The sequence below is a fragment of the Campylobacter sp. MIT 99-7217 genome (genome assembly GCF_006864365.1).
In the GTDB taxonomy this organism is placed as follows: domain Bacteria; phylum Campylobacterota; class Campylobacteria; order Campylobacterales; family Campylobacteraceae; genus Campylobacter_D.
On record NZ_QHLJ01000010.1, the window covers coordinates 1 to 24661 of the forward strand.

At 34.5% G+C, this 24661-nt stretch carries 24 protein-coding genes, 2 tRNA genes and 1 pseudogene; 18 read left to right on the forward strand and 9 right to left on the reverse strand.

The window, feature by feature from the left end; genetic code table 11:
* Window positions 1-22: 22 nt before the first annotated feature.
* Both DMB92_RS07810 and DMB92_RS07815 read right to left on the reverse strand, forming a co-directional pair.
* Window positions 23-98 (reverse strand) — tRNA-Val (locus DMB92_RS07810).
* A gap of 1 nt (window position 99) precedes the next feature.
* Window positions 100-175 (reverse strand) — tRNA-Lys (locus tag DMB92_RS07815).
* 409 nt (window positions 176-584) lie between these two features.
* Between DMB92_RS07815 and DMB92_RS07820 the strand changes: the two genes are divergently transcribed.
* From DMB92_RS07820 to DMB92_RS07900, 18 genes and pseudogenes are all read left to right on the forward strand, one after another.
* A complete protein-coding gene (locus DMB92_RS07820; protein ID WP_142682502.1) occupies window positions 585-1595 on the forward strand; it encodes an isopenicillin N synthase family dioxygenase in 1011 nt (336 codons plus the stop codon).
* Between the two features lie 10 nt (window positions 1596-1605).
* Window positions 1606-2379 (forward strand): MetQ/NlpA family ABC transporter substrate-binding protein, encoded by a 774-nt coding sequence (locus DMB92_RS07825; RefSeq protein WP_142682503.1) that lies wholly within the window; start codon window positions 1606-1608, stop codon window positions 2377-2379.
* Window positions 2380-2399: 20 nt separating this feature from the next.
* On the forward strand, window positions 2400-4664 hold the full coding sequence (gene metE / locus DMB92_RS07830; RefSeq protein ID WP_142682504.1) for a 5-methyltetrahydropteroyltriglutamate--homocysteine S-methyltransferase: 2265 nt from the start codon (window positions 2400-2402) through the stop codon (window positions 4662-4664).
* Window positions 4661-5494: a methylenetetrahydrofolate reductase [NAD(P)H] gene (metF, locus tag DMB92_RS07835; RefSeq protein ID WP_142682505.1), complete on the forward strand. Its 834-nt coding sequence runs from the start codon at window positions 4661-4663 to the stop codon at window positions 5492-5494. The genes metE and metF overlap by 4 nt, the downstream gene beginning before the upstream one ends.
* Window positions 5495-5542: 48 nt before the next feature.
* Window positions 5543-5875: pseudogene (locus tag DMB92_RS07840) on the forward strand (winged helix-turn-helix domain-containing protein); the annotation flags it as partial.
* Window positions 5876-6201: 326 nt separating this feature from the next.
* Window positions 6202-6960 carry a thiazole synthase gene (locus DMB92_RS07845; RefSeq protein WP_142682507.1) on the forward strand — a complete coding sequence of 253 codons (759 nt, stop codon included), beginning with the start codon at window positions 6202-6204 and terminating at the stop codon, window positions 6958-6960.
* 1 nt (window position 6961) lies between these two features.
* Window positions 6962-8110, forward strand: coding sequence for a 2-iminoacetate synthase ThiH (gene thiH / locus DMB92_RS07850; protein ID WP_260604785.1), 1149 nt, complete (start codon window positions 6962-6964; stop codon window positions 8108-8110).
* On the forward strand, window positions 8100-8708 hold the full coding sequence (locus DMB92_RS07855; protein WP_142682508.1) for a thiamine phosphate synthase: 609 nt from the start codon (window positions 8100-8102) through the stop codon (window positions 8706-8708). The genes thiH and DMB92_RS07855 overlap by 11 nt, the downstream gene beginning before the upstream one ends.
* 111 nt (window positions 8709-8819) lie before the next feature.
* The gene (locus DMB92_RS09190) at window positions 8820-8996 is read left to right on the forward strand and encodes a hypothetical protein (protein ID WP_185900181.1); all 177 of its coding nucleotides are present in this window, start codon (window positions 8820-8822) and stop codon (window positions 8994-8996) included.
* A gap of 158 nt (window positions 8997-9154) precedes the next feature.
* Window positions 9155-11266 carry an FTR1 family protein gene (locus tag DMB92_RS07860; protein ID WP_142682509.1) on the forward strand — a complete coding sequence of 704 codons (2112 nt, stop codon included), beginning with the start codon at window positions 9155-9157 and terminating at the stop codon, window positions 11264-11266.
* A complete protein-coding gene (locus DMB92_RS07865) occupies window positions 11266-11805 on the forward strand; it encodes an iron transporter (protein ID WP_142682510.1) in 540 nt (179 codons plus the stop codon). Before DMB92_RS07860 ends, DMB92_RS07865 begins: the two co-directional genes overlap by 1 nt.
* A gap of 85 nt (window positions 11806-11890) precedes the next feature.
* A complete protein-coding gene (locus tag DMB92_RS07870) occupies window positions 11891-13285 on the forward strand; it encodes a Fe-S-containing protein (RefSeq protein ID WP_142682511.1) in 1395 nt (464 codons plus the stop codon).
* 9 nt (window positions 13286-13294) lie between these two features.
* The gene (locus DMB92_RS07875; protein ID WP_142682512.1) at window positions 13295-14575 is read left to right on the forward strand and encodes an ABC transporter permease; all 1281 of its coding nucleotides are present in this window, start codon (window positions 13295-13297) and stop codon (window positions 14573-14575) included.
* Window positions 14565-15680, forward strand: a complete 1116-nt coding sequence (locus tag DMB92_RS07880; protein ID WP_142682513.1) for an ABC transporter permease — start codon at window positions 14565-14567, stop codon at window positions 15678-15680. The genes DMB92_RS07875 and DMB92_RS07880 overlap by 11 nt, the downstream gene beginning before the upstream one ends.
* A complete protein-coding gene (locus DMB92_RS07885) occupies window positions 15677-16327 on the forward strand; it encodes an ABC transporter ATP-binding protein (RefSeq protein ID WP_142682514.1) in 651 nt (216 codons plus the stop codon). Before DMB92_RS07880 ends, DMB92_RS07885 begins: the two co-directional genes overlap by 4 nt.
* Window positions 16324-16809: a TlpA family protein disulfide reductase gene (locus tag DMB92_RS07890; protein ID WP_142682515.1), complete on the forward strand. Its 486-nt coding sequence runs from the start codon at window positions 16324-16326 to the stop codon at window positions 16807-16809. Before DMB92_RS07885 ends, DMB92_RS07890 begins: the two co-directional genes overlap by 4 nt.
* Entirely contained in the window at window positions 16770-17264 is a 495-nt protein-coding gene (locus DMB92_RS07895) for a TlpA disulfide reductase family protein (protein WP_142682516.1), read from the forward strand. Before DMB92_RS07890 ends, DMB92_RS07895 begins: the two co-directional genes overlap by 40 nt.
* 15 nt (window positions 17265-17279) lie before the next feature.
* Window positions 17280-18260 carry an agmatine deiminase family protein gene (locus DMB92_RS07900; RefSeq protein WP_142682517.1) on the forward strand — a complete coding sequence of 327 codons (981 nt, stop codon included), beginning with the start codon at window positions 17280-17282 and terminating at the stop codon, window positions 18258-18260.
* A gap of 65 nt (window positions 18261-18325) precedes the next feature.
* On the opposite strand, the gene DMB92_RS07905 is transcribed toward DMB92_RS07900, so the two are convergent.
* Genes DMB92_RS07905 through gmhB form a run of 7 tightly spaced genes read right to left on the reverse strand, consistent with a single transcriptional unit; the run spans window position 18326 to window position 24644 of the window.
* Window positions 18326-18691 (reverse strand): GtrA family protein, encoded by a 366-nt coding sequence (locus DMB92_RS07905; protein WP_142682518.1) that lies wholly within the window; start codon window positions 18689-18691, stop codon window positions 18326-18328.
* Window positions 18688-20133 (reverse strand): DUF6056 family protein, encoded by a 1446-nt coding sequence (locus DMB92_RS07910; protein WP_142682519.1) that lies wholly within the window; start codon window positions 20131-20133, stop codon window positions 18688-18690. The genes DMB92_RS07905 and DMB92_RS07910 overlap by 4 nt, the downstream gene beginning before the upstream one ends.
* The gene (locus DMB92_RS07915; RefSeq protein WP_142682520.1) at window positions 20123-21091 is read right to left on the reverse strand and encodes a glycosyltransferase family 2 protein; all 969 of its coding nucleotides are present in this window, start codon (window positions 21089-21091) and stop codon (window positions 20123-20125) included. Before DMB92_RS07915 ends, DMB92_RS07910 begins: the two co-directional genes overlap by 11 nt.
* A 9-nt stretch (window positions 21092-21100) precedes the next feature.
* Entirely contained in the window at window positions 21101-21661 is a 561-nt protein-coding gene (gene gmhA / locus DMB92_RS07920; protein WP_142682521.1) for a D-sedoheptulose 7-phosphate isomerase, read from the reverse strand.
* Window positions 21658-23052, reverse strand: a complete 1395-nt coding sequence (gene rfaE1 / locus DMB92_RS07925; RefSeq protein WP_142682522.1) for a D-glycero-beta-D-manno-heptose-7-phosphate kinase — start codon at window positions 23050-23052, stop codon at window positions 21658-21660. The genes gmhA and rfaE1 overlap by 4 nt, the downstream gene beginning before the upstream one ends.
* 9 nt (window positions 23053-23061) lie before the next feature.
* The gene (rfaD, locus tag DMB92_RS07930; RefSeq protein WP_142682523.1) at window positions 23062-24057 is read right to left on the reverse strand and encodes an ADP-glyceromanno-heptose 6-epimerase; all 996 of its coding nucleotides are present in this window, start codon (window positions 24055-24057) and stop codon (window positions 23062-23064) included.
* Complete coding sequence (gene gmhB, locus DMB92_RS07935; protein WP_409513405.1) at window positions 24054-24644, reverse strand: D-glycero-beta-D-manno-heptose 1,7-bisphosphate 7-phosphatase; 591 nt, start codon at window positions 24642-24644, stop codon at window positions 24054-24056. Before gmhB ends, rfaD begins: the two co-directional genes overlap by 4 nt.
* Between the last annotated feature and the right edge of the window lie 17 nt (window positions 24645-24661).

A 24661-nucleotide genomic window follows, 5' to 3' on the forward strand; every position in this document is an offset into this window, starting at 1 on the left:
CTTTAATGCCTCGTTCTTTAAATGGTGGTCGCTATAAGACTCGAACTTATGACATCCACCTTGTAAGGGTGGCGCTCTACCAACTGAGCTAAGCGACCATGGTGTCCCGTGTTGGATTCGAACCAACGGCCACCTCCTTAAAAGGGAGATGCTCTACCGGCTGAGCTAACGAGACGAAATTAAAACTAAATTGTGATTATGCCAAAATAAAGGCTATTTTGTCAAGATAAAAATGATTTTTTGATTGAAATTTACTGCATTGTCAAAATTATTTCTTTTTTGGTTAAAGATTTTATTTTTTAAAAGCTTTTAATATGTTTTAAGAAATTATTAAGAAAAATTTAGCTAGACTTCTTGAAATTTATTTTGTTTTAAGAAAGGAAAAAGACTTATGATGCAAATGTGTCTGATGTGTAGCATGTCTGTGATGCAAAGTTAGTGTAAGTCTTTTAAGCTCAGTGCGAGTTTCTAAGGCTTGAGGCGGATAAGAAACTTGCAGGAGTGATGATATAAATAAATCTTCAAATCTCTCAAATTTTTTTACATAAGTTTTCTTATCCTTTATCGTTAATAAAGGAGAAAAAATGAATACCCTAGTAAAATTTAGTCTTAAAGAGCTTGATTTAGCTCTTCAAAGCAATAAAAACGAGCAAATTTTTGATGATTTGCGTCAGGTTTCAAGGAATTTGGGCATATTTTATCTTGTTGATCATTTTGTTGATGAGCTTTTGATAGAGGAACTTTTTGAGCTTTCAAAGCAGTTTTTTGCCTTACCACTTGAACAAAAAGAAGAAATAGCTATGATTAAATCTCCTCAGTTTAGAGGTTATTCTAAGGAAGGGGGAGAATACACAGCAGGAAGTAAGGATTATAGAGAGCAAATTGATCTTGGTACTGATAAAAAGCCTTTAAAATGGGATTTGAATTCCCCACTTTACAAGAGACTTGAGGGATCAAATCTCTATCCAAAAGCATTTCCAAGGCTTAAGGAGCTTTTTTTGAGCTATCAAGCCCAGACGAATAAAGCTGCAATTACTCTTTTGAAAGCTTTTTCTAAGGCTTTAGAGCTTGAAGACGATGCTTTTGATAAGCTTTATGGACAAAATACTTATGAACATTACAAAATCATTCGCTATCCAGCAGCCTTTGATAATAACACTCAAGGAGTAGGCGCTCATAAAGACGGAGGACTTATAACCTTTGTTTTGCAACACGAAGAAGCTGGCTTGCAAGGGTTGATTAACGGAATTTGGCAAGATATCCCTCCTGTTAAAAATTCCTTTGTGGTTAATATAGGGGAATTTCTAGAAATGGCTACAAACGGCTATCTTAAAGCTACCATTCATCGCGTAAATTTAAGTGCTAAGCAAAGATTTAGCATAGCGTATTTTTTGGGCGTGCAACTTGATAAGGATATACCGATTTTTAAACTCAAGGAAAAATATGCCAAAGATGCTAAAGGCGTTGATACAGATCCTAAAAACCCTCTTTTAAGAAATGTAGCACAAAATTATTTTAAAAGAATGATTCGTTCCCACCCTGATGTAGCCAAGGTTCATCATAGTGATTTGATAGAAAAATTTAGTTTTGCTTAGGAGATAGAAGATGAGTAAATTTTTAAAAATTCTATTTTTAAGCCTATCTTTAAGCTTAGGCTTAAAGGCTGAAGAACTTATCAAAATAGGAGCTGTGCCAACTCCTCATGCTGAAATTTTACGCTTTATAGCCCCTCTTTTACAAAAGGAGGGTTTTAGGCTGGAAATCTTTGAATTTACAGACGGAATAAGACCCAATATAAGCACTGATGAGGGAGACTTGGATGCTAATTTCTTTCAGCATAAGCCTTATTTAGACGAGTTTAATAAGAGCAATAAAACAAATTTAGTTAGTGTTGCTAAGATCCACATAGAGCCTATGGGCGTTTATTCAAACAAGCATAAGGGCGAGTTTAAACCTGCTAAAAACTCAAGCTTTGCTTTGCCGAATAATCCTACAAATGAAAGTAGGGCATTGCAGATTTTAGAGCAAGCTGGTTTAATTAAGCTTAAAAAAAGTGAACTTGCAACCACGCTAGATATCATAGAAAATCCTTTAAATTTAAGATTTATTGAGATTAAAGATGCTCAACTTATAAGGAGTTTAAGTGATGTTGATTATGCTGTGATCAATGGAAATTTTGCCATTATGGCCGGTTTAAAACCTACAAAGGACGCCTTGTTTTTAGAAAGTAAATATTCTCTTTATGCTAATATCTTAGTGGTAAAAAGAGGAAAGGAGCAAAGTGTAAAAACAAAGGCTTTAATTAAGGCTTTAACAAGCAAAGAGGCTAAAGAATATATCAATTCTAATTTTGATGGTGGGGTTATCCCCGTTTTTTAATTTAAATTAAGGAGAAAAAAATGCAAAATGCAGTTATATCATATCCAAGAATAGGGGCTTTAAGAGAGCTTAAATTTGCTCTTGAAAAGTATTTAAAAAAAGAGCTTTCAAAAGAAGAGCTTTTTCAAATGGCTAAAGAGCTTAGAAAAAGGCATTGGTTAAGTCAAAAAGAAGCTGGTATAGATTTTATTTCCTCAAATGATTTTTCCTTTTATGACACTGTGCTTGATACAGCTTATGCTCTTGGAATCATCGCAAAAAGATACAAGGAGCTAAATTTAGACAGCTTTGAAACTTATCTTGCTATGGCTCGTGGCTATCAAGGAGAAAAAGGCGATGTGAAAGCCTTGGCTATGAAAAAATGGTTTAATACAAATTATCATTATTTAGTGCCAGAATGTGATAGTGTAGAGGATATTAAGCTTAATGCTGAAAAGATCTTAAATGAATACAAAGAAGCAAAACAGCTTGGCATTGAAAGCAAGGTTGTTATCACAGGCTTTTTTACCCTTTTTAAACTCATTCATTTTCAAAGCGAGGCCATCAAAGAAGAGGCCAAGGCAAGGCTTTTAAATGCTTATAAATTTTTATTAATTGAGCTTAATAAGGCTGGGGTTAAATGGGTGCAATTTGATGAGCCTTATTTGGTGCATGATTTAAGCATAGCTGATATAGCCTTGTTTAAGAGCTTTTATAAGGATATTTTAAGCCAAAAAGCAGATCTTAAGATCTTGCTTCAAACTTATTTTGGAGATGTAAGAGATATTTATGATGATTTGTTGATCTTAGACTTTGACGGCTTAGGGCTTGATTTTATCGAGGGCAAGGAAAGCTTAAATTTAGTTAAAAAAGGCTTTAGTGCTGATAAAATTTTATTTGCTGGCCTAGTTAATGGCAAGAATATTTACAAAAATAATTATCAAAAAAGCCTAAATTTATTAAAAGAGCTTGAAAAATATGCTAAAAATATAGTGCTAAATACTTCTTGTTCGCTCTTGCATGTGCCCTACACTATCAAAAATGAAAGCAAGCTTGATAAGGGCTTTTTAGAGCATTTTGCCTTTGCTGAGGAAAAATTAATCGAGCTTAAGGAACTTAAAGAACTTTTCTTGGCTAAAGATGAAAAGCACCCCTTGCTTCAAGCAAATTTAAGGCTTTTTGAGCAAAAAGAAAATAAAAAAAATGAGGCTGTAAATAAAAGAATTAGCGAACTTAAAGAAGCTGATTTTAAAAGAAGTCCAAATTTAAAGCAAAGAAGAGAGCTTCAAAAAGCTGAGCTAAACTTGCCCTTGCTTCCAAGTACTACTATAGGCTCTTTCCCTCAAAGCTTAGATGTTCGCTCCACAAGGCTTGCCTTTAAAAAGGCTGAAATTTCAGCCTCCGCTTATACTGAGTTTAATCAAAGCAAGATTAAAGAATGTATTAAGTTCCAAGAAGAAATAGGGCTTGATGTGCTTGTGCATGGTGAGTTTGAGCGAAATGATATGGTTGAGTATTTTGGAGAGAGCTTAGAGGGCTTTTTATTTACTCAAAATGGCTGGGTTCAAAGCTATGGGACAAGATGTGTTAAGCCTCCTGTGATTTGGGGCGATGTTAGTCGCTTAAAGCCTATAACTGTGGCTTGGTCTAAATTTGCCCAAAGCCTTAGTTCTAAACTTGTAAAAGGTATGCTAACAGGCCCTGTTACTATACTTAATTGGAGCTTTCCAAGAGAGGATATTAGCCTTAAGCAAAGCACCTTGCAAATTGCTCTGGCTATTAGAGATGAGGTGTTAGATCTTGAAGCTGCTGGGATAAAGATCATTCAAATTGATGAGGCAGCCTTAAGAGAAAAGCTACCTTTAAGAAGAAGTGATTGGCATAAGGAGTATTTAGAATGGGCTATTCCAGCCTTTAATTTAGTTCACAGTGGGGTAAAGGCTAGTACTCAAATTCACACTCATATGTGTTATAGTGAATTTAGCGATATTATCAAAGAAATTGATGCTATGGATGCTGATGTGATTTCCTTTGAGGCTTCAAGATCAAATTTAAGCTTACTTGATAGCTTAAAAGAAGCTGAATTTAAAACCCAAGTAGGGCCCGGAGTTTATGATATACACAGCCCAAGAGTTCCTAGCGTAAAAGAACTTGAAGAGGTTATAGAAAAGATCTTAGCTAAATTAGACAAGGAACAAATTTGGATAAATCCTGATTGTGGGCTTAAAACAAGGGGGAAAAAAGAGGTAGAAGCTAGTCTTAAAAACATGGTTGAAGCCACGCTTAACATAAGGAAAAAGCTTTGAGTGCTAGTCTTTCTTTTGAGATCTTTCCTCCAAGAAAGGACGCAGATTTTCAAACCATAATAAGAACCCTTGATGAGCTAAGGGATCTTAGTCCTAATTTCATTAGCGTTACCTTTGGAGCAGGAGGCAGTGCAAATTCTAAAAAGACCCTTGATATAGCAAGTTTGGTAAAAAATAAATACCAAACTTCAAGTATAGTTCATCTTCCTTGCATTCATTTAAATAAAAATGATATTATAAGCATTTTAGATGAGTGTAAAAAGCAAGGACTTAAAAAAATCCTTGCTTTAAGAGGGGATATTGTGCCTGATAAGCCTATTAGCAGGGATTTCAAATATGCAAGCGATCTAATAAGTTTTATCAAAAAGCAAGGAGACTTTGAAATTTATGCTGCAGCTTATCCTGAAAAACACAATGAAGCAAGGGATTTTGTAGAAGATATCCGTCATCTTAAATTTAAGGTTGATTGTGGAGTGGATCTGCTTTTAACTCAGCTTTTTTTTGATAACGAAGACTTTTACAAATTTAAAGAAAAATGCGATATAGCAGGTATTAAAGTGCCCATTTTAGCAGGCGTTATGCCTGTTACAAACAAGCGTCAAGTGCTTAAGATCACGCAAATGTGCGGGGCGAAAATCCCTACTAAATTTGCAAAAATCTTACACAAATATGAGCAAAATGATGAGGCTATGAAAGATGCCGGTCTTGCTTATGCGATTGATCAAATCGTTGATTTGCTTACAAATGATGTTTTGGGCATTCATCTTTATACCATGAATAAACCAAATATCGCAAGAAGGATTTATGAGGCAACTCATACTCTTTTTTAAGCTCAAAAAAGGCAAGATATGAAAAAGAACAAAAAAAAACTTTTTATCCGTTCGAAGATCTGGATAGAAAATGAAGATGGGGAGCTACTTTGTGGACAGGGAAAAACAGAGCTTTTGGAATTTATACTAGAAAGTGGGAGTATTTTACAAGCTTCAAAGCTCATGGGTATAAGTTATAAAAAGGCTTGGACACATTTACAAGCCTTGCAAAAAGCAGCCGATGAACAACTTGTCATCGCAAAACAAGGTCGCTCTCAAGTTTCAGGAACAAAACTTACTCCAAAAGCCTTAGAGCTTATACAAAATTATAAAATTTTACAACATGATTTGCAAATTTATGCTAATAAAAGATTTGCCGAGCTTTTTGAGGATAAAGAGTAGAGCTGGGCTTAAATTCATTATCATTGTGTGATTTTACATACTCAGTAAATTTTATGCAAAAACTTAAATATTATAAATTTAAGTTTTGAAGCCCTTGAAAGACTCATGTAAATATCTAAAAATGACAAAGGCAAATAACTAAAGGCTACTGCTGTATAAATTTAAAACAGACTTTGATTTAGGAGTTTTTTAAGAAAAATCGATCTAAAAGCTAGGACCTTAAAGAAACAATTATTATTAATGAAAAAAATATAAAATTTTTTACTCGAAAAGTTTTTTTTAAGTTAATTAGGATAAATTTCATATTTATCATTTTAGGATTGATCATGGATATATTGAAAATTGGCAAATACGAATTTAACTCTCGTTTTATACTTGGCTCTGGAAAATACTCCCTAGAGCTTATCCGTGCAGCCTGTGAGGAAGCAAATGCACAGATCATTACCCTTGCTTTAAGAAGAGCAAATGCTGGTGTTGAAAACATACTTGATTTTATCCCTAAAAATATTACTCTTTTACCAAATACCTCAGGTGCTAGAAATGCACAAGAAGCTTTGCGTATAGCAAGACTTGCAAGAGAAATTTGCAAAAGTGATTTGATCAAAATAGAAGTGATTGCAGATAGTAAATACCTTTTGCCTGATAATTACGAGACCATTAAGGCTGTAGAACTACTTGTTAAAGATGGCTTTACAGCACTACCTTATATGTATCCTGATCTTTATGCAGCAAGGGCTATGCGTGATGCAGGTGCTGCTGCGATTATGCCACTAGGATCGCCCATTGGGACTAATCAGGGCTTAAAAACTGAGACTTTTATACAAATTTTACTTGATGAGCTTGATTTGCCTATCATTGTTGATGCTGGTATAGGAAGTCCTGCTGAGGCAGCTAGAGCCATGCAAATGGGCGTGAGTGCTATCATGGCTAATACAGCCATAGCTAGTGCAAATAATGTTGTTCTTATGGCAAGAGCTTTTAAACAAGGTATTGAAGCAGGACGAAATGCTTTTTTAGCAGGACTTGCTGAGCAAAGATATCTTGCACAGGCTTCTTCTTCGCTGACTGGATTTTTGAGGGATTAAGATGCAAAAAAGCGTTTTTGAATATCAAGAAAATATGCAAATCATTAAAAGCGAAATTTTAAATAAGGTTTTAGAGCATGTAGAAAGCTTTGATGAAAGCTCTTATACAAAAGAAGATGTGATGAAGGCTTTAACGGCTTCAAATTTAAGTATAGAAAATTTAAAAGCTCTACTTTCAAGCTGTGCTGAGCCTTTTTTAGAGCAAATGGCTAGAAAATCAGCCTTTATAAAAGAACAAAATTTTGGTAAAAATATTCAGCTTTTTACGCCTTTGTATTTGAGTAATCATTGTGCAAGTAAATGCGTGTATTGTGGTTTTCAAGAAGGAAATAAAATCGCAAGAGCAAGGCTTGATGAAAAAGAAATTCATGCAGAAATGAAAGCCATTGCTAAGACAGGTCTTGAGGAGATTTTGCTTTTAACAGGCGAGGGCAGAGATTATGCGAGTGTTGCTTATATCGCTAAGGCATGCAAGATCGCAAGGCAGTATTTTAAGGTTGTTGGTGTTGAGGTGTATGTGATGAATGTTGATGAGTATCAAATACTTCATGAAAATGGTTGCGATTTTGTAACCGTGTATCAAGAAACCTATAACGCAAAGAAATATGCCAAGATTCATGTTTATGGAGAAAAAAGGGTTTTTCCTTACCGCTTTGACGCTCAAGAAAGGGCTTTGCTTGGTGGTATGAGAGGGGTTGGCTTTGGGGCTTTGCTTGGTATTGATGATTTTAGAAAAGATGCCCTTGCAACGGCTTTGCATGCGTATTTTATCCAAAAAAAATATCCACATGCTGAAATTTCACTCTCAGCACCAAGACTTCGTCCTATCATCAATAACCGCAAGATAAATCCTAAAGATGTTACAGAATCAAGACTTTTGCAAGTTATTTGTGCTTATAGAGCCTTTTTGCCTTTTGCAACGCTCAGCGTTTCAAGCAGAGAAAGAGCAGGCTTTAGAGATCATATCATTAAACTTGGAGCAACAAAGGTTTCAGCTGGCGTATCTGTTGGTATTGGCGAAAGAGCTGGAGAGAAAAAAGGCGATGATCAGTTTGAAATTTCGGATTCAAGAGCTGTAAAAGAGATGTTTGAGATGATTAAAAATGCAAATTTACAACCTGTTATGAGTGATAGTGTTTATGTGGGATAAAAAAATCATTGCTATTAGCGAAAAAGATGAGGTTGCCGGAGATTTTTTACAACATATAGAAAAACTAGCAAATGCAAAGATTGATGCCTTGATTTTGAGACAAAGAGAGCTAAGCGAGTTTGAATATCTTGACCTTGCTAAAGAAGTGATTGCTCTTTGTAAGAAAAAAAATCTTACTTGTATTTTGCATGGTTTTGATAAGGTTGCTTTGAAGCTTGATCATAGGTTTTTTCATTGCCCTCTTGGAATTTTAAGCAAAGAGCCAAGACTTGTGAAGTATTTTCATCTCATAGGAACTTCCATTCACAGCGAGGAGGAGTATTTTTTAGCCGAGCGTTTTAAGTGTAATTATGCTATTGCTGGACATATTTTTCAAAGTTCTTGTAAAGAAGATATAATGCCTCGTGGTATAGGCTTTTTAGAAAAGATACTCAAACAGGCTAAAATGCCAATTTATGCCATAGGTGGCATAAGGCTTGAAAATCTTTGTTTTTTAAAAGATTTAAATATCGAGGGTGTTTGTATGAGAAGCGAGCTAATGAAAGATAGAAATTTAAAAAAATATGTGCAAGAATGCAAGCAAATTTTAAATCCTTAAAGCCTTTATATAAAAATAAATTATATTTTTTCAAATAAAATGCCACTCATAGACTTTTCATTAATAAATTTGAATATAATTGCACTTAAATTTTCACATAAAGGATAAAAAATGGTAGTTAGGGTTGAAAATCCAAACGACAGAACAGCTTATATTGATTTAAGTAGAGATGATATGGAGCTTTTGCTTGAGGAATTTGTGCTTCACTATGAAAATTTAGATCAATTCATAGAAGCATTTGATTTGCTCGAAGTAACTTCAAAGATGAATGACGAATTTAACGAATAAAATTTTTACCTCTCTTTAAAAGCGTGTTGAACGCCTAGTCAATACGCTTTTTCTCATCTATATTCAATTTTGATAATTTTTATCTAAAATTAAGCAAAGCATGATTATAATCCTCACTAGAGTATTTTTTCTTATATCAAAGTAAAGGTTAAAGATAAATGAAAAAAAGTATATTTGCGGTTTTATTATTTTGTATCAGTTTGGCTTTTGGACGCGTTGATGATTATATAGCTGAGGCTGAGATTATCAAAAATATGCTTAATGAAAGCGTAAAGCTTTATGAAAATGGCGATGCACAAGGGGCAAAAAAGAAAGCCGAAGATGCATATTTTCAACATTTTGAAAATATGGAAGGTGCAGTTGGTCGCAACATAGGACGCAAAGCTATCACTATGGAAAGAAAATTTACAAATTTGCGTCGTATGTATAAGGACGGAGTGGAACTTAAAAAGGTTAAAGCCTTGGTTGAGGGCTTAAACTACGATCTTGATGAGGTTGCTCCTATCGTGCAAAATGGCTTTCGTTTAGTGGCTGAGGCAAGCGATGAAAACTATGACAAAAAAGCAGCCGAGCTTTCATCTTTAGAGGCTGAGAAAAAAAGACAAGCAGAAGCAGAAGCCTTAATTGCTTCGATGATGGGGACACAAGTTACTTCTCAAAGTAGTTCTAGCGAGATCATAGCTGATACAAGTGAAGAGAATTTAAACACTTCATCAAAAGACGAACAAAGCTCAAATTTACAAAGCAAAAGCGATCAAGAAGTTATAGCAAATTTACAAAGTGCAGCTTCCATTGATGTTAAGCTTCAATTTTTAATTGACAATATTTCGACCAAATTCAACGAAGCAGCAAGTAATTTTAAGGCAGGAAATTTACAAGAAGCAAAGGATTTGCTAAATTCAGCTTTGTTTGAGGATTATAGAAACTCAAAAGCAGAAGTTGCGGTGAGTGGTTTTACAAAGGCTGGAAGCGATCAAAAAATCCAACAAGGCATAAGAAGCGTGATCACTAAGATCAACAATAACGAATTTGATGAAAAGACTTTAAGAGCGTCTTTAGAAGAGCTTGAGGATCAAATTTTTGACGCCTTTTTACAAATTCCACAAGAACAAATCGCCTTGATCAAAGTGGAGGGCTTTAATGAAAATTCAGCGACAAATGTGGATTATTCAAAGATCGCTGATGATCTTAAAATCGCATTTAATAATATCTTAGATGATTATCAAGGTTTTAATCAAGCAAGCATTGATGCCTTGCAAAGTGCTTATTTGGATATTTTTGAGGCAAGTGGCATGGAGTATAAGATCGGTGCTGTAGATAGCTCTTTAAAGCTTAAGATAGAGGGCTTTTTTACTCAGGGTCTTGCTTTGATCAAGCAAAGTGCTCCAAAAGAAGAGCTTTCTAAAAATTTTGATACCATAAATAGCCTTGTATCTGGTGTTTTGGATAAAATTCAAGAATCTTCACCATTCTCGCTTTTTATCTGGGCATTTGGTATTTTGCTTAGAGAGGGCTTAGAAGCTTTAATTATCGTTGTTGCCATAGTTTCTTACCTTATACAAAGTGGCAACAAAAAGAGCTTAAATATAGCTTACTCTGCTCTTTTTACAGGGATTATCCTAAGTTTTATCACAGCCTTTTTGGTGTCTTGGATCTTTAAAAGTACAGCAGGGCAAAATAGAGAGATCCTAGAGGGCGTTACGATGATAGTAGCGGTATTTTTCCTCTTTTATGTTGGCTTTTGGTTGCTTAGCCGTGCAGGAAATGAAAAATGGGCAAATTTCATCAAAAAACAGACCATAGATTCTATTTCTCAAAATTCATCAAGAATGCTTTGGATCACCGTTTTCTTAGCCGTTTATAGAGAGGGTGCTGAAACCGTGCTTTTTTATCAAGCTCTTTTTATAGACGCAAAAACAAGTTTGGATTATATGGGTGTGTTTTCAGGACTTATACTTGGTTGTTTGGTGATTGTTATACTTTATTTTTTACTCAAGGCAGGAGCTTTGAAAATCCCAACAAAACAATTTTTTTATATCACTGCATATATCATTTTTTACATGGTCTTTGTCTTTACGGGCAAGGCAGTAGGAGAGCTTATCATGGGTAAGGTGGTTTCGCCAACCTTGATACCTATAAGCTTTGATCCTATTGATTGGCTTGGAATTTATCCATATTATGAGTCAATCATACCTCAAACTTTGGTTTTAATCTTGCTTGTTACAGGCATTTTTATAACACATAAAATCACTAAAAAAAGGAGTCAATAATGTTAAAAAAAGCATTATTAAGCGTTGCAGCAGCAGCTGTATTTTCAGTAAATGCCTTTGGTGGTGAAGTTCCTATCGGCGATCCTCAAGAACTTAATGGACTAGAAATTGCCGCTGTATATCTTCAGCCTATCGAAATGGAGCCACGCGGTATTGATTTGGCTGCTTCTTTGGCTGATATTCACCTTGAAGCTGATATTCATGCGATAAAAGGAAATAAAAATGGCTTTCCAGAAGGTTTTTGGATGCCTTATCTTACCATAGCTTATGAGCTTAAAAATCTTGACACCGGTAAGGTAAAAAGAGGAACTTTCATGCCTATGGTGGCTGATGATGGTCCTCACTATGGTGCAAATATTGCTATGGAAAAAGATAAATCAGGTGGCTTTGGTGTGGGCAATTATGAAGTAACTTTTTTTATCACAAATCCTGAAAAACAAGGTTTTGGACGCCATGTTGATAAAGAAACAGGTGTGGGTAAATGGTTTGAGCCTTTTAAGGTGAGTTGGAAATTTAAATACACAGGCACACCAAAATGATTTTATCCCAGCTTTTGCTGGGATTTAGTATTTTTATTGTAAAATTATAAAATTTCATAATCAAAATACTAAAAAGAGCGTAACAATGTCCATTTATTTTTTTCACTTTTTGACTATATTTTTACCCTTGAGTTTTATTTTAGCTGTATTATTGCGTTTTGAAAGACAAATTTATGCTGTTTTCATCGCTTTATTTTTGGGTTTTTTGTTTGGATATTTTTCTTTTTATATCGCTAAGGTTTATATACGAACAGATGAGCTAAGCTTTTATACTCAAGCTCTTTTGATTTTATTTTTGATACTTAGCTTTGTTTTTAGTTTTTTTACAAATTTTACTCGGTTTAAGATCTTTTTAACAGCAGTTTTAAGCTTTTGTTTTGCTGTGAAGTATTATATCTTAAGCCAAGATTTTCCTATTTTTTCAAGCACCTTACTTGATAGCAGTGCGATCATTTCTTTAGGATTTATTTGCTTAGCTTGTATGATTTGCTTATTTTGCTTTTTCTTTGTGAGGTGGCAAAGCCTCTTTCAATCAAAGCTAAGTCTTATCATCTTGGCTATTTTTATTTTTCTTGAAGTGAATTTGTTGTGTGCTGATATTTTTAAGATAGGCTTTAGAAAAGACTTGATAGAAGCAAGCACACTGCTTATAAGCTTTGTTGCAAAAACGCAGTTTTATTTGCGTTTTGTGGCATATTTTTATATGTTTTTGATCTTGCTTTTGGCTATTTTAAGTTTAAGATTTAAGTTTAAGAACCCTGAAAAAAGTCATAAGCTTGATATAATTTATCGCAAGCAAAGTGCGAAAAATCACACTATAAATTCATTTTTTATTTTTACTTTTCTTTTTTTATTTATAGGTGTGGGCGTCATTTTGCACTTTCAGCTCATTGCTTCAAGACCTATTAGCATAGATCCTCCACAAGAAATAGTGCCAAATGCTGATGATGAGTTTGTTTTTGATATACAGCTTTTAAGAGACAATGACTTACACCGCTTTTCTTATGTAACAGGCGAGGGCAAGGTTGTGAGATTTTTCTTGATTAACAAAAGAGAAGATAGGGATTCTCCGGTTGCTGTTTTTGATGCTTGCCGAATTTGTGGGGATATGGGCTATGTAAAACATAATGGAGAGCTTATTTGCGTTGCTTGTAATGTGCGTATATTTTTACCAAGTGTAGGAAAAGATGGCGGTTGCAATCCTATACCTCTAGCTTATGAATTTGATGGACAAAAGGTTCGTATCAAGTTAGAAGATGTCATCGCAGGGTCAAATCATTTTAGTGAGATTAAAGAGCTTTTGGTTAAAGATCCTGTTTCAGGTGCAGAACTTATCAATCTTAAAGCACCATATTCTTATACTTACGCGGGATTTAGTTATTATTTTGAAAATGAGCAAAATTACGAGAAATTTAAAGAAGATCCACAGCAGTATGTAAAAAATAAACAGATTATCAAATACAAAGTGAATGATTTTTAAGGATAGAACATGCAATTTATCATGATCAAAAATTCGATTTTTAAAAACAAAATTCAAAAAAGCTTAGCTTTTCTTACCTGCTTTTTAGCTACTGCCTTGCTTTGTGCTATGCTTAATATCACGCTTGGTATAGGAAATGAAATCACAAAGGAGCTAAGAAGCTATGGTTCAAATATCCTTGTTTTGCCTAAGGGAAGTTCTTTAAGTATAGAGGTTGGAAATGAAATTTACGAGCCTTTAAAAAATGAAAACTATCTTGAAGAGTCAAATTTACATAAGATCAAAGAAATTTTTTGGAGGAACAATATCACAGCCTTTGCTCCTTTTTTAGAGGGAAAAGCCACTTGGAATAGGGCAGATCAAGATCCTAAAGAAGCTTTGATCATGGGGACTTATTTTGACAAATCAATCGAAGTTGATGATGAAGATGATTTTTCAACAGGAGTAAAAAGGCTTTATACCTTGTGGAGCGTTGAGGGCGAGTGGGCTAAAGATGATAGCCTTGATGAGATCATGCTTGGAGATGAATTTGCTAAGGAAAATATGCTTAAAGTAGGCGATATTATCTTTTTAAATGACCAGCAAGTAAGGATCACAGCTATCATTTCGCATGCTCAAAAGGCTTCAAACAAGATCATCACAAGTCTTGCTCTAGCACAAAAGCTTTTAAATAAACAAGGCTTGTTTGATAAGGCAGAAGTATCGGCTCTTACCATACCAGAAGATGATTTAGCACAAAAGGCAAGAAGAGATCAAAGCTCTCTTGATCAACTTGAGTATGATAAATGGTTCTGCACGGCTTATGTAGGCTCTATCGCTCATCAAATCGAAGAAGATTTTAAAGGCTCAGCAGCCAAACCTCAAACAAGTATTTCAGATGCTGAAAGCTTTGTTGTCAAAAAGATTCAGTCTCTTATGGGGCTTACAAGTGTGATTTGCTTGATCGTTGCAAGTATAGCCATAGCTGCTTTGATGAGTTCAGAAATTCATAGAAGAAAGAAAGAAATCGGACTTTTAAAGGTTTTAGGAGCAAATGCTTTTCAAATTTATATGCTTTTTGTGAGTGAAAATTTATTTGTTTGTATTTTTGCATCTATTTTTGGCTTTGCTTTTGGAATTTTGACCTCCGAGCTTATTGCCCTAAGTATTTTTAATCACAGCATAGAAATTTCTTTTATCGCTCTTCCTTTGAGCATAGTTTTTGCAGTGCTTATCGTGCTTGTTGGTTGTTTATTTCCTATGCGAAATATCTCCTTTTTACAACCTGCGGAGGTGCTTTGTGGGAAATAAATTTTTATGGACACAAATTTTTAAGTCTTTGATTTTTTCATATCAAAGGCTTTTTGTTATCGTTTTGGCTATTTTTATCGGCTCTATGGTCAGCTCAGCCTTTTTAAATGTGTATTTTGATATAGACACCAAGCTTTCAAAGGAGCTAAAAGCTTATGGAGCAAACATGGTTATAAGCCCTAAAAATAGTAATTTTATCAGCAATGAAGAATTCCAAAGCCTCAAACAAAAGTTAGAAGCAAGAGCTTTAACACCTTATTTATATGCGTATTTAAATTTAGGCAGTTTAAGTGGCGTTGTTTTGGGAACTGATTTTAAGGAGCTAAAGCTTACTAAGCCTTTTATGGAAGTAAAAGAGGGCAGTTTTTCTTTGAGTGATTTTGATGAGCATTCAGCCTTTGTGGGTGTTGATTTGGCAAAGCAACTTGAAGCCAAGGTGGGACAAGATATTCAAATTTATAATCCAAACACCGCAAAAAGCGTGAAGCTTAAAATCAAGGCTATATTGATCAGTAATGATGAGTTTGATTCTTTACTTTTAATGCCCTTAAGAGTGCTTCAAAGCTTAAATGATAATGCAAATATCAATTTTGCTAATGCTCTTGTGTATGGGAATTTTGATGAGGTAAATGCTAAGGCTTTAAGTGTAAGTAATGACTTTTTGTATGCAAAGCCTATTTCATCAGTATCTTTAAGCGAGAGCTTAATCTTAAATAAAATCAAAGCCTTAATGTTTTTGATCATACTTGTGGTTTTGATCATCGCTTCAACGAGTGTGAATACCACCCTAAGTTCGGTGATTTTTTCGAGAAAAAAAGAAATAGCCTTGCATTTGGCATTAGGTTCAAGCAAAAAGGATATCATCAAACTTTTTGGCTTTGAGTGCTTGCTTTTAACCATACTTGCTTCAGTTTTAGGGGCTTTGTGTGGGTATTTTTTAGCAAATATCTTTGGGTATTTGATCTTTAATGCAGGGATTGATTTTAGATTTCAAGCCTTTGTGATCGCTGTGCTTATTTCTTTGATTTTTTCTTTTATGGCGGCTTTTTTTCCTATCAAAAAGGCTTTAAATATCAATGTGTGTGAAAATTTGAAAGGTGAATGATGAAAGAGATGATAAAATTAGAACAAATTTGTAAAAACTTCCAAGAGGTCAAAGCCTTGCAGGATATAAATTTAAGCGTTCAAAAAGGCGAATGGCTTGCGATCATGGGACCTAGTGGGAGCGGAAAATCAACCTTGGTTAATATCTTATCTTTAATGGACTATCCAAGTTCGGGCAAGTATTTTTTAGATGGTATCGAGCTTAGCGAGCTTAAAGAAGAAGAAAAGATCAAGATCCGCCGTGAAAAAATAGGGCTTGTTTTTCAGCAATTTCATCTTATCCCTTATCTTAACGCTCTTGAAAATGTTATGCTCGCTCAGTATTATCACTCAAGTGTCGATGAAGAAGATGCTAAATTTGTGCTTGAAAAAGTAGGTTTAGGACATAGGCTTATGCATTTACCAAGTCAGTTAAGTGGAGGAGAGCAACAAAGAGTGTGCATAGCAAGGGCTTTGATCAACAACCCAGAGCTTTTAATCGCTGATGAACCCACAGGAAATTTAGATGAAGCGAATGAAAAGATCGTTTTAGAGCTTTTAGAACAGCTTAAAAAAGAGGGTAAAACCATAGTTTTAATCACACACAATCCAGACCTAGCCAAATTTGCCGATCAAAGCGCGATCTTAAGTCATGGGATCTTAAAATGATCAAAAAGCTTTGTGTTTTAGTCCTTGCTTTCTTGCTTAGCTCTTGCATGCAAGATACTAAAAATGAGGGAAAAGTGGGCTTTAAAGCAAGTGAAATTTCAGCAAAAAATCTACAAGATGAAAGTGTGAAGCTTAGGGACTTTGATGAGAGTGTAAAGGTTTTGATCTTTTTTGAAAACGGCTGTGCTGCTTGTATCAAAGAACTTCCCTTATTTGATACTTACTTAAAAGAGCATAAGGGACAAGTGCTTGCCTTGGGTATAAATTCGGTAGATTCTAAGGAAGTGATTAAGTTGATCAAAGATAAGTATAATATACAAAATATTAAGCTTTTAAAAGATGATCTAGATATTTCATGGCAAAGGTATAAAATTTTTGCCCTACCCACAACAATCATCATCAAAGATAATATCATCAAAGAAAGAATCATTGGAGAAAAGCCATGGAGCTTTATAGAATCAAAAATTTCGTCCTTACTTTAATCGCATTTTTATTTATAGCTTGCGATAATCACGAGTTTAAAAGCATTAATCCAGATCTAAGCTATGAGTTTAAATTTGATGGCTTTAGCAAGGAGCTTTCTTTTGGGCAGCAAAAGCCTTTTGTTTTGGCGTTTTTTACTAAAGATTGTGGGGTTTGTAAGGAGCAAATTGCCATTTTGAAGGATTTTTCAAGGGAAAATGAGATCAAAATCTTTACGATTTTAGGCGATGCAAGAGACAAGCAAGATGCTATTTTGTGGGCTGAGCAAAAGGGGCTTGATTTGACTTTGTTTTATGAGAGCAAGGCGGCTGATTTTTTATCTCGTGTGGTTGGAGGGATTTATGGCGTGCCTGTGATCGTTTTTTACGATGAAAACTCAAGGCTTAGACAAAAATTTATAGGCTTAACTCCAAAGGGTGTTTTGGAAAAAGAGCTTAAAAATATCCAAATTTAATCCTAAGGTAAAAATATGAACAAAGCTTTGGCAGAATGGAGCAAACAAGAGCTTTTAATGCTTGCTTTACCCCATGAAAAGACTGATTGGAAGCCTTATTTAGACGAAATTTTAAGTGCTTATAAGGAATTTATCAATGCTGTGATTTGCTTTCAAAAGGTTTTATTGATAGGAAATGATGAGCATTTTTATAAGGCAAATTTTAAAGATGATGAAAGGGTGGAGTTTTTTCAATGTCCTATCAATGATACTTGGATTAGGGACTTTGGTGCTATTGATATCATGCAAGATGATAGGCTTGTTTCTTTAAATTTTCACTTTAATGCTTGGGGAAATAAATTTCAAAGTGATCTTGATGATAAAGTAAATTCAAAGCTTTTTAAGGATAAATTTCAAAGTAAGCTTATTGATGTGGATATGGTTTTAGAGGGTGGCAGCATTGATTTTAACGGCGATGGAATTATGCTTACGAGCGAGTATTGCTTGCTTAATGAAAACAGAAACGCTCATCTAAGCAAAGTACAAATTGAAGATAAACTAAAGCAAATTTTTAATCTTAAGCAAATCATTTGGCTTAAACATGGCTTCATAAAAGGCGATGATACGGATAGGCATATTGATACCTTGGCAAGATTTATAAGTAAGGATACTATAGTACATTGTGTTTGTGAGGATAAAGAAGATGAGCATTATGAAGAGCTTTTGAAGATGAAAGAAGAGCTTAGTAAAACAGGCTTTAAGTTACTTGAACTTCCCCTGCCTAAGGCTTTATTTTACGAGGGCAAGAGACTTGGGGCTACTTATGCAAATTTTGTTTTTGTTAATGACGCCTTGATCTTGCCTGTGTATGCTGATGAAAATGATGAGCTGGTTATAAAAAGACTAGCCAAGGCTTTACCTCAAAGAAAGATTGTTCCGATTGATGCTAGGGTTTTTTTAAGGCAAAATGGCTCTTTACACTGCTCTTGTCAAAATAGATTTTTAGGAAAAAGATAGTTTCAAAGCAGGAATGATAAATTTAGAGCTAAAAAATGCCAAAAAGCTTACTAAATTTATCAATCTTACTTTACAAAAACGAAGAATTTGCTTAGCAAAAAGCCACTTAAAGTATAGCTTAGAGCAGCAAAAAGCTGGGCAAGATATACATTTATATGAAAAATTCTATAAGCTATAAATAGCACTAAAAGATTAATAAGATAGGCTATGCACATAGCAAAAACAAATTTTAAGAAATCACGATGAGACTTGCTTTTTGACTTAAAGGTAAAATACTTGTTTAAGAAAAAAGAGCAGAAAATCCCTAGTGTGTATCCTATCAAATTTGCAAGCTCTGGCATGAGGGCTAAAAAGCTTAGCAAAAGTACTACGCCAAAGCCTACAAGGGTATTTAAAATTCCAACCAAGCAGTATTTTATCAGCTCCTTCACTTGGCTATAAAACTTTCTACTTCGAAATATTTTGCATAGGTTGGGTTTGGAAACTCATCTTTGTTTTCGCTAGGATTAGCCCAGTCGTTTCTTATGAAGGATTTAAATGTTTCCTTTGAAACCACTATATCTTTTATCCCCATAGCCTTTTGCTCTGCGATAAAATGTTCCATTTTTTTCCATTTATAAAATAAATAAGAATAATTTGCAAAATATATCATCAACAAAATCCCTAAAGAAGCATATATGAGCCTTTGTATCCAAATTTTTATTTTTGTTTTAAGATAAATTTCTCTAAACATAAATAAAATCAGCATAAACAAGATTAAATGATCCCCAAATCTTGCACGAGAAGGGAGATGATATACCTGTATAAGCATAAAAGACATCAGTATCCAACTTCCAAATAAAATCACAAAAATAAAATATTTTTTATTGATTTTAGTGAGTTTAAAACACAGATACCAAAGGCTTAGATAAACTAAAATTCCACATACCCCTTTTGCAATATTTCTAGCCACGATGAAAAATGGTATAGATAAAAAGTATTGATACATTTTTAATTTTATATTTTTCTTAAGAAGATAGAAAAACACTAAAGTGATCATAAAAATAAGAAAAGTTGTATCATAAAATCCTCTTGTCATTTTATTTATCCTAGTTACAAGCTCAAAAAAGCTTAAATCAAGCAAATCGCTTAAAAACAAAAATTTTGAATCAAGCTCTTTTATTACCGCCCCTCTTACCTTATTTGCTGGAGCAAAGAAAAGTAGAGCATAGCCAACAAAAAAGCCTAGGCTTCCCAAAACATACCAAATTCTAAGGCTTATTTTTTTAATGAACGCGTATATAAAAGAAATAAATAATAAAAGGCAAATAGTAGCACCCATAAGCTCGCTTGCCATGCCAGCTAAAACACCAAAAAACATAAAAAATACAGCAAAGATCAAAGATAAAAATGAAAAGTTCTCATGTTCTAAGTTTTTCCTATCGTGGAAAAATTTTCTAAAGGGGATTAAAAACCAAATGATAAGGCTTACACCCCAAAGGTAGTTTAAGCTTCCAGCACCCCACAAAAAAGTAGCTGAAAAAGAATTTAAAAAGATAAAAAAGATACAAAGGAGTAAAAAACAAAGCAAATCAAGTTTGTTTTTTGGTAAGCGAAGAAAACATAGATAAAATACAGCAAAGATAAATGAGCTACCAACTAAAGCATTTAAAATATCAAAAAGATTTTGATGTAAGCTTGCCAAAAAGCCTGTGTTAAGAATTTCTCCTATTCTAGCATTCCATGTAAAATAAGTATCATACCAAGGAATATTAGGATTTATAGCTGTAAAATAATGTGCCCAGTCATCACTTTGGGCAACAACTAAGAAATTAAACACAAAAAGCACGGCAAAAACGGCTAAAAATAAAATGATATTCTTTTTATTTTTCATTATCTTCCTTTATGATAAAATGTGGGCGGTTTTTAACCTGCTCATAAATTCTTGCGATATATTCTCCTATAATGCCAAGTATGATAAGTTGCACTCCTGCAAAAAATAAAATCACACAAATCAAAGAAGCATAGCCTTTTACTTCATTTCCAAAGATCAAGGTATCAAAAAAGATATATAAGGCGTAGAAAAAGGCAAGTAAGCTCGTAAGAAGTCCTAGGACAAAAGAAATTTTTAAAGGAAAGGTAGAAAAGCTGATAATGCCCTCAAATCCGTATTTTAAAAGCTTATAAAAGCTCCAGCCACTTTCTCCAGCTTCTCTTGGTCTATAAGTATAATCAAGACAGATTTTTTTAAAGCCCACCCATTCAAAGATAGCCTTGCAAAAGCGGTGGTATTCATTGAGTTTTAAGATAGCTTGAACCACCTCCTTGCTCATCAAGCGAAAATCCCTTACTCCGCTTTGAAGCTTTACCTCGCTTAAGAGATTATAAATAAGATAAAATGTCTTTGAAAAAAAAGCCCTTATTTTACCTTCTTTATCTCTATTTACACGCCTTGCATAGATAATATCTGCTTTTTTGTAAAAAAAGCTCTCATACATGGTATAAATTAGCTCTATGGGATCTTGTAAATCTGCATCAATGAGTATACAAGCTTTTGCCTTGCTTTGCTTTAGCCCTGCTAAAATAGCTGCTTCTTTACCAAAATTTCTAGAAAAATTAATGATTTTTATACACAGATCTTGCTTTTTTAGCCCTTTTAAAATTTTTAAGCTACCATCTTTGCTTCCGTCATTAACAAAGATAAGCTCATAACTTAGGTCTTCTTTGATCTGTGTTTTTATGCGAAGAAGCTCTTTTAAAAGCTCTTGATAAAATTTATTTAAATTTAAGGATTCGTTATAACAAGGAACGACGATGCTAAGATCTAAATCCCCCCCCCCCTGTAAATTCATTATCTGCTCCTAAAACGCTTCATCGATGAGCTGGCAAATGCAGTGAATGCTCAAAATATGCATTTCTTGAATGCGAGCTGTATCATTGCTTGGCACGACTAGGTTGATATCGCAAAGCGCATTCATTTCTCCGCCTCCCTTGCCACTAAGCCCTATACAAACAGCACCCAAAGCCTTAGCGCTTTCAAAGGCTTTTAGGACATTTGGACTCTTTCCACTCGTTGAAATGCCGATAAGCACATCGCCTTTGCAAGCTAGGGCTTCAACTTGTCTTGAAAAGACAAATTCAAAGCCATAGTCATTGCCAATGGCTGTTAAAGCCGAAGTATCGGTGGTTAGAGCGATCCCAGCCAAAGCCTTTCGCTCTTTTTTATAACGCCCACTAAGTTCAGCTGCAAAGTGCTGAGAATCAGCCGCACTTCCTCCATTTCCACAAATCAAAATCTTGCCTCCATTTTTAAGGCTTTTGTTTAAAATTTCAGCTATTTTTGCGATTTGACCCTTTAAAACTTCGCTTTCTTTGAGTGTTTTGGCGTGTTCTTGCCATTCTTTTTCGATTAAATTTATCATTTTTTATCCTTAATTTTTTCTATGATTTTACTCGTGGAATACCCCTCTTCAAAGTCTATTAACTCAAGCTTTGAGACCAAATTTGCTCCCACAACTTCCTTTCCCTCATAATCCTTGCCCTTAACCAAAATATCAGGCTTTAAAGCCTTAACCAGCTCTAAAGGCGTATCCTCATCAAAAATCACCACAAAATCCACAAAATAAAAGCTAGCAAGCATGCAAGCTCTTTGAAATTCTTTATTTATCGGACGCAAATCGCCCTTAAGCCTTTTTACGCTTGAGTCTGAATTTAAGCCAACGATTAAGATATCGCCCAGTTTTCGTGCTTTTTCAAGGTATTTGATATGTCCAAAATGCACGATATCAAAGCAACCATTCGTAAAAACAAGCCTTTTGCCAGAATTTTTAAGATCTTTTAAAAGCCCTGCAAGCTCATCTTTGCTCTTGATCTTTTTTTCAAATTCGCTTTTTTTAAAACTTTTGATCTCATCAAAGCTTACGCTTACGCTTCCTATCTTGCTTACGACAACGGCTGCTGCTTCGTTTGCTAGCTCGCAGGCTTTGAAAATTTCGATTTTATTTGCCAAACAAAATGCAAGCATAGAAATTACGCTATCGCCAGCTCCGGTTACATCAAAAACTTCCAAAGCCTTTGCTGGAGCGATTTTTAAATCCTCATCAAAGATCGCTATACCAGCTTCTGAAAGCGTGATAATGGAGTATTTTAAATCAAAATCTTTTTTTAACTTTTCTATGCCAAATTTAAGATTATCCCCGTTTAAATCGCTAAATTTCAAGGCTTCTAAGGCTTCTTTTTTATTTGGCGTTAAAAGCGTCGCACCTTTGTATTTGCTATAATCACTGCCCTTTGGATCGATCAAAACGGGCAGATTTAGTGCGTTTGCTTTTTTGATGATATTTTGACAAATTTTTGCCGTCAAAACGCCCTTGCCATAATCGCTTAACACGATAGCTTCAAAATCTTGCACGATTTTTTCAAACTCAAGCAAAAGTTCATCTTCTAAGCAAATATCCTCAGTGCTTTCATCATCAAGACGCAAAACTTGCTGATTGTGTGCGACAATGCGGTTTTTAAGTGGGGTTTTACGCCCTTTTTGAGTGAGCAAAATGCCCTTTAAATTTGCTTTTAAAAAGCTCGCACTCTCATCATCGCCCACCACGCCAAGTGCGAAAACATCAGCTCCTAAGCCCTTTAAATTCGCATAAACATTTGCAGCACCGCCAAGTCTTTTATCCTGCCTTAAAGCCTTTGCCACTAAAACAGGAGCTTCAGGGCTTATGCGTGAGCATTCGCTAAAAATGTAATTATCCACCATAAAATCGCCCAAAACTAAAATTTTAGGTTGTTTAAGGCTTAAGCTATCAAACATAATCTTCCTTTAAATTCGGTCTGCTAGTCTTTTAAACAAAGATGAGTTCTTTTTATCTTCGTCAATTTCTTGTTCAAAAATGCGTTTTATCTCGCCCAAATAATCCTCAATCCCCTCTTCAAGGCTAAATTTAGGACGATACGAAAAGCTTTCATCAAGCTTTGCTTCAGTGTGAAACTGATAGGCTTTTTTGAAAGGGTTTTCAAAGTATTCGCAAGGCAAATTTGTCTTAAGCAAGCTTTGCAAAATATCAACTATATCTTGAAAACTTCTTGCTTTAGCACTTCCTACATTATAAATCCCACTTTTGCCATCAAGTGCTACTAAATTCGCACTTACAACATCTTTTATATAGGTAAAATCTCTGTAAATTTTATCACTTCCCTCAAACAAACGCGGACTTTTTCCACTTAGAATTTGCAAGCCAAATTGCAGTATCATGGAAGCTGTTTTTTCCTTAAAAAACTCGTTTTTTCCGTAAATATTAAAATACCTAAGCCCTATGATATGAAGCTTGTCAAAGTATTTTGAGGCTAGATTATCCATCATAAGCTTTGAAAAAGCGTAAGGGTTCTTAGGCTCTTCAACGCCTACTCTTTGGGGACTAGGGCTATCTCCATACACAGAAGCTGAGCTTGCATAAATGAGCTTGGCATTAAGCTTTAAAGCAAGGTCGATAAAACTTTGAAAGCTGTTTAAATTTACGCTTAAAACCTTGTTTTGATCATAAGCTGTGGTGTCTGAAATGGCTGCTTCGTGGAAAATCACCTCAGGTTTAAAATCAGCAATTTTTTTTAAACTTTTTTCATCTCTTATGTCGCCTACAAAAAGTTCGCCCTTAAAATCAAGCAGGTTTTTAAAATGCCCAAAACTTTCTAAATTTCCATTATCCAAACGCTCCAAAGAACGCATTTTATCCACCACCAAAATTTCATGCTTTTCTTGTAAGGCTAGGGCTAAATTTGAGCCTATGAAGCCTGCACCTCCGGTTATGGCTATTTTCATTTTTTATCCTTTGTTTCATAAAATTTTCTTATCTCATTTAAATTTTTAAAAATTTTAAATGAATTTGGCTTAAATTCAGCCTTTATTTTGTCTCTAAGCTCGTCATCTAAAGCCTTTTTTACAAGTATAAGCTCGCTTAAATTTGCATTTAAACCTGCTTTCATGTCGCTTAAATTGTCCCCTATAAAAAGGCTTTGTTTTAGATCAAGATCAAAGTCTTTTTCAGCCTGCAAAAGCATGCCAGCACGAGGTTTTCTACACTCACAGCCCTCTAAATGCGGACAATGATAAATTTTATCTATCTTAATGCCTTTTTTTAAAAACTGCTCGCACATAAAAGCACTTAAAATTTCAAAGTCTTTTTCGGTGTAATAACCCCTTGCAATGCCTGATTGATTAGTAACTACGATGAGATAAAAGCCTTTTTTTTGAAAAAAATCGCAAAGCTCAAAAATTCCCTCACAAAATTCAAAATCTTCGATCTTATGGACATATTTTTTATCAACATTAATCACGCCGTCTCTATCTAAAAATAAAGCTTTTTTCATGTTTTGATTATAATATAAATTTGTTAAAATACGCCTTATTTGCTTATTTTGATGAT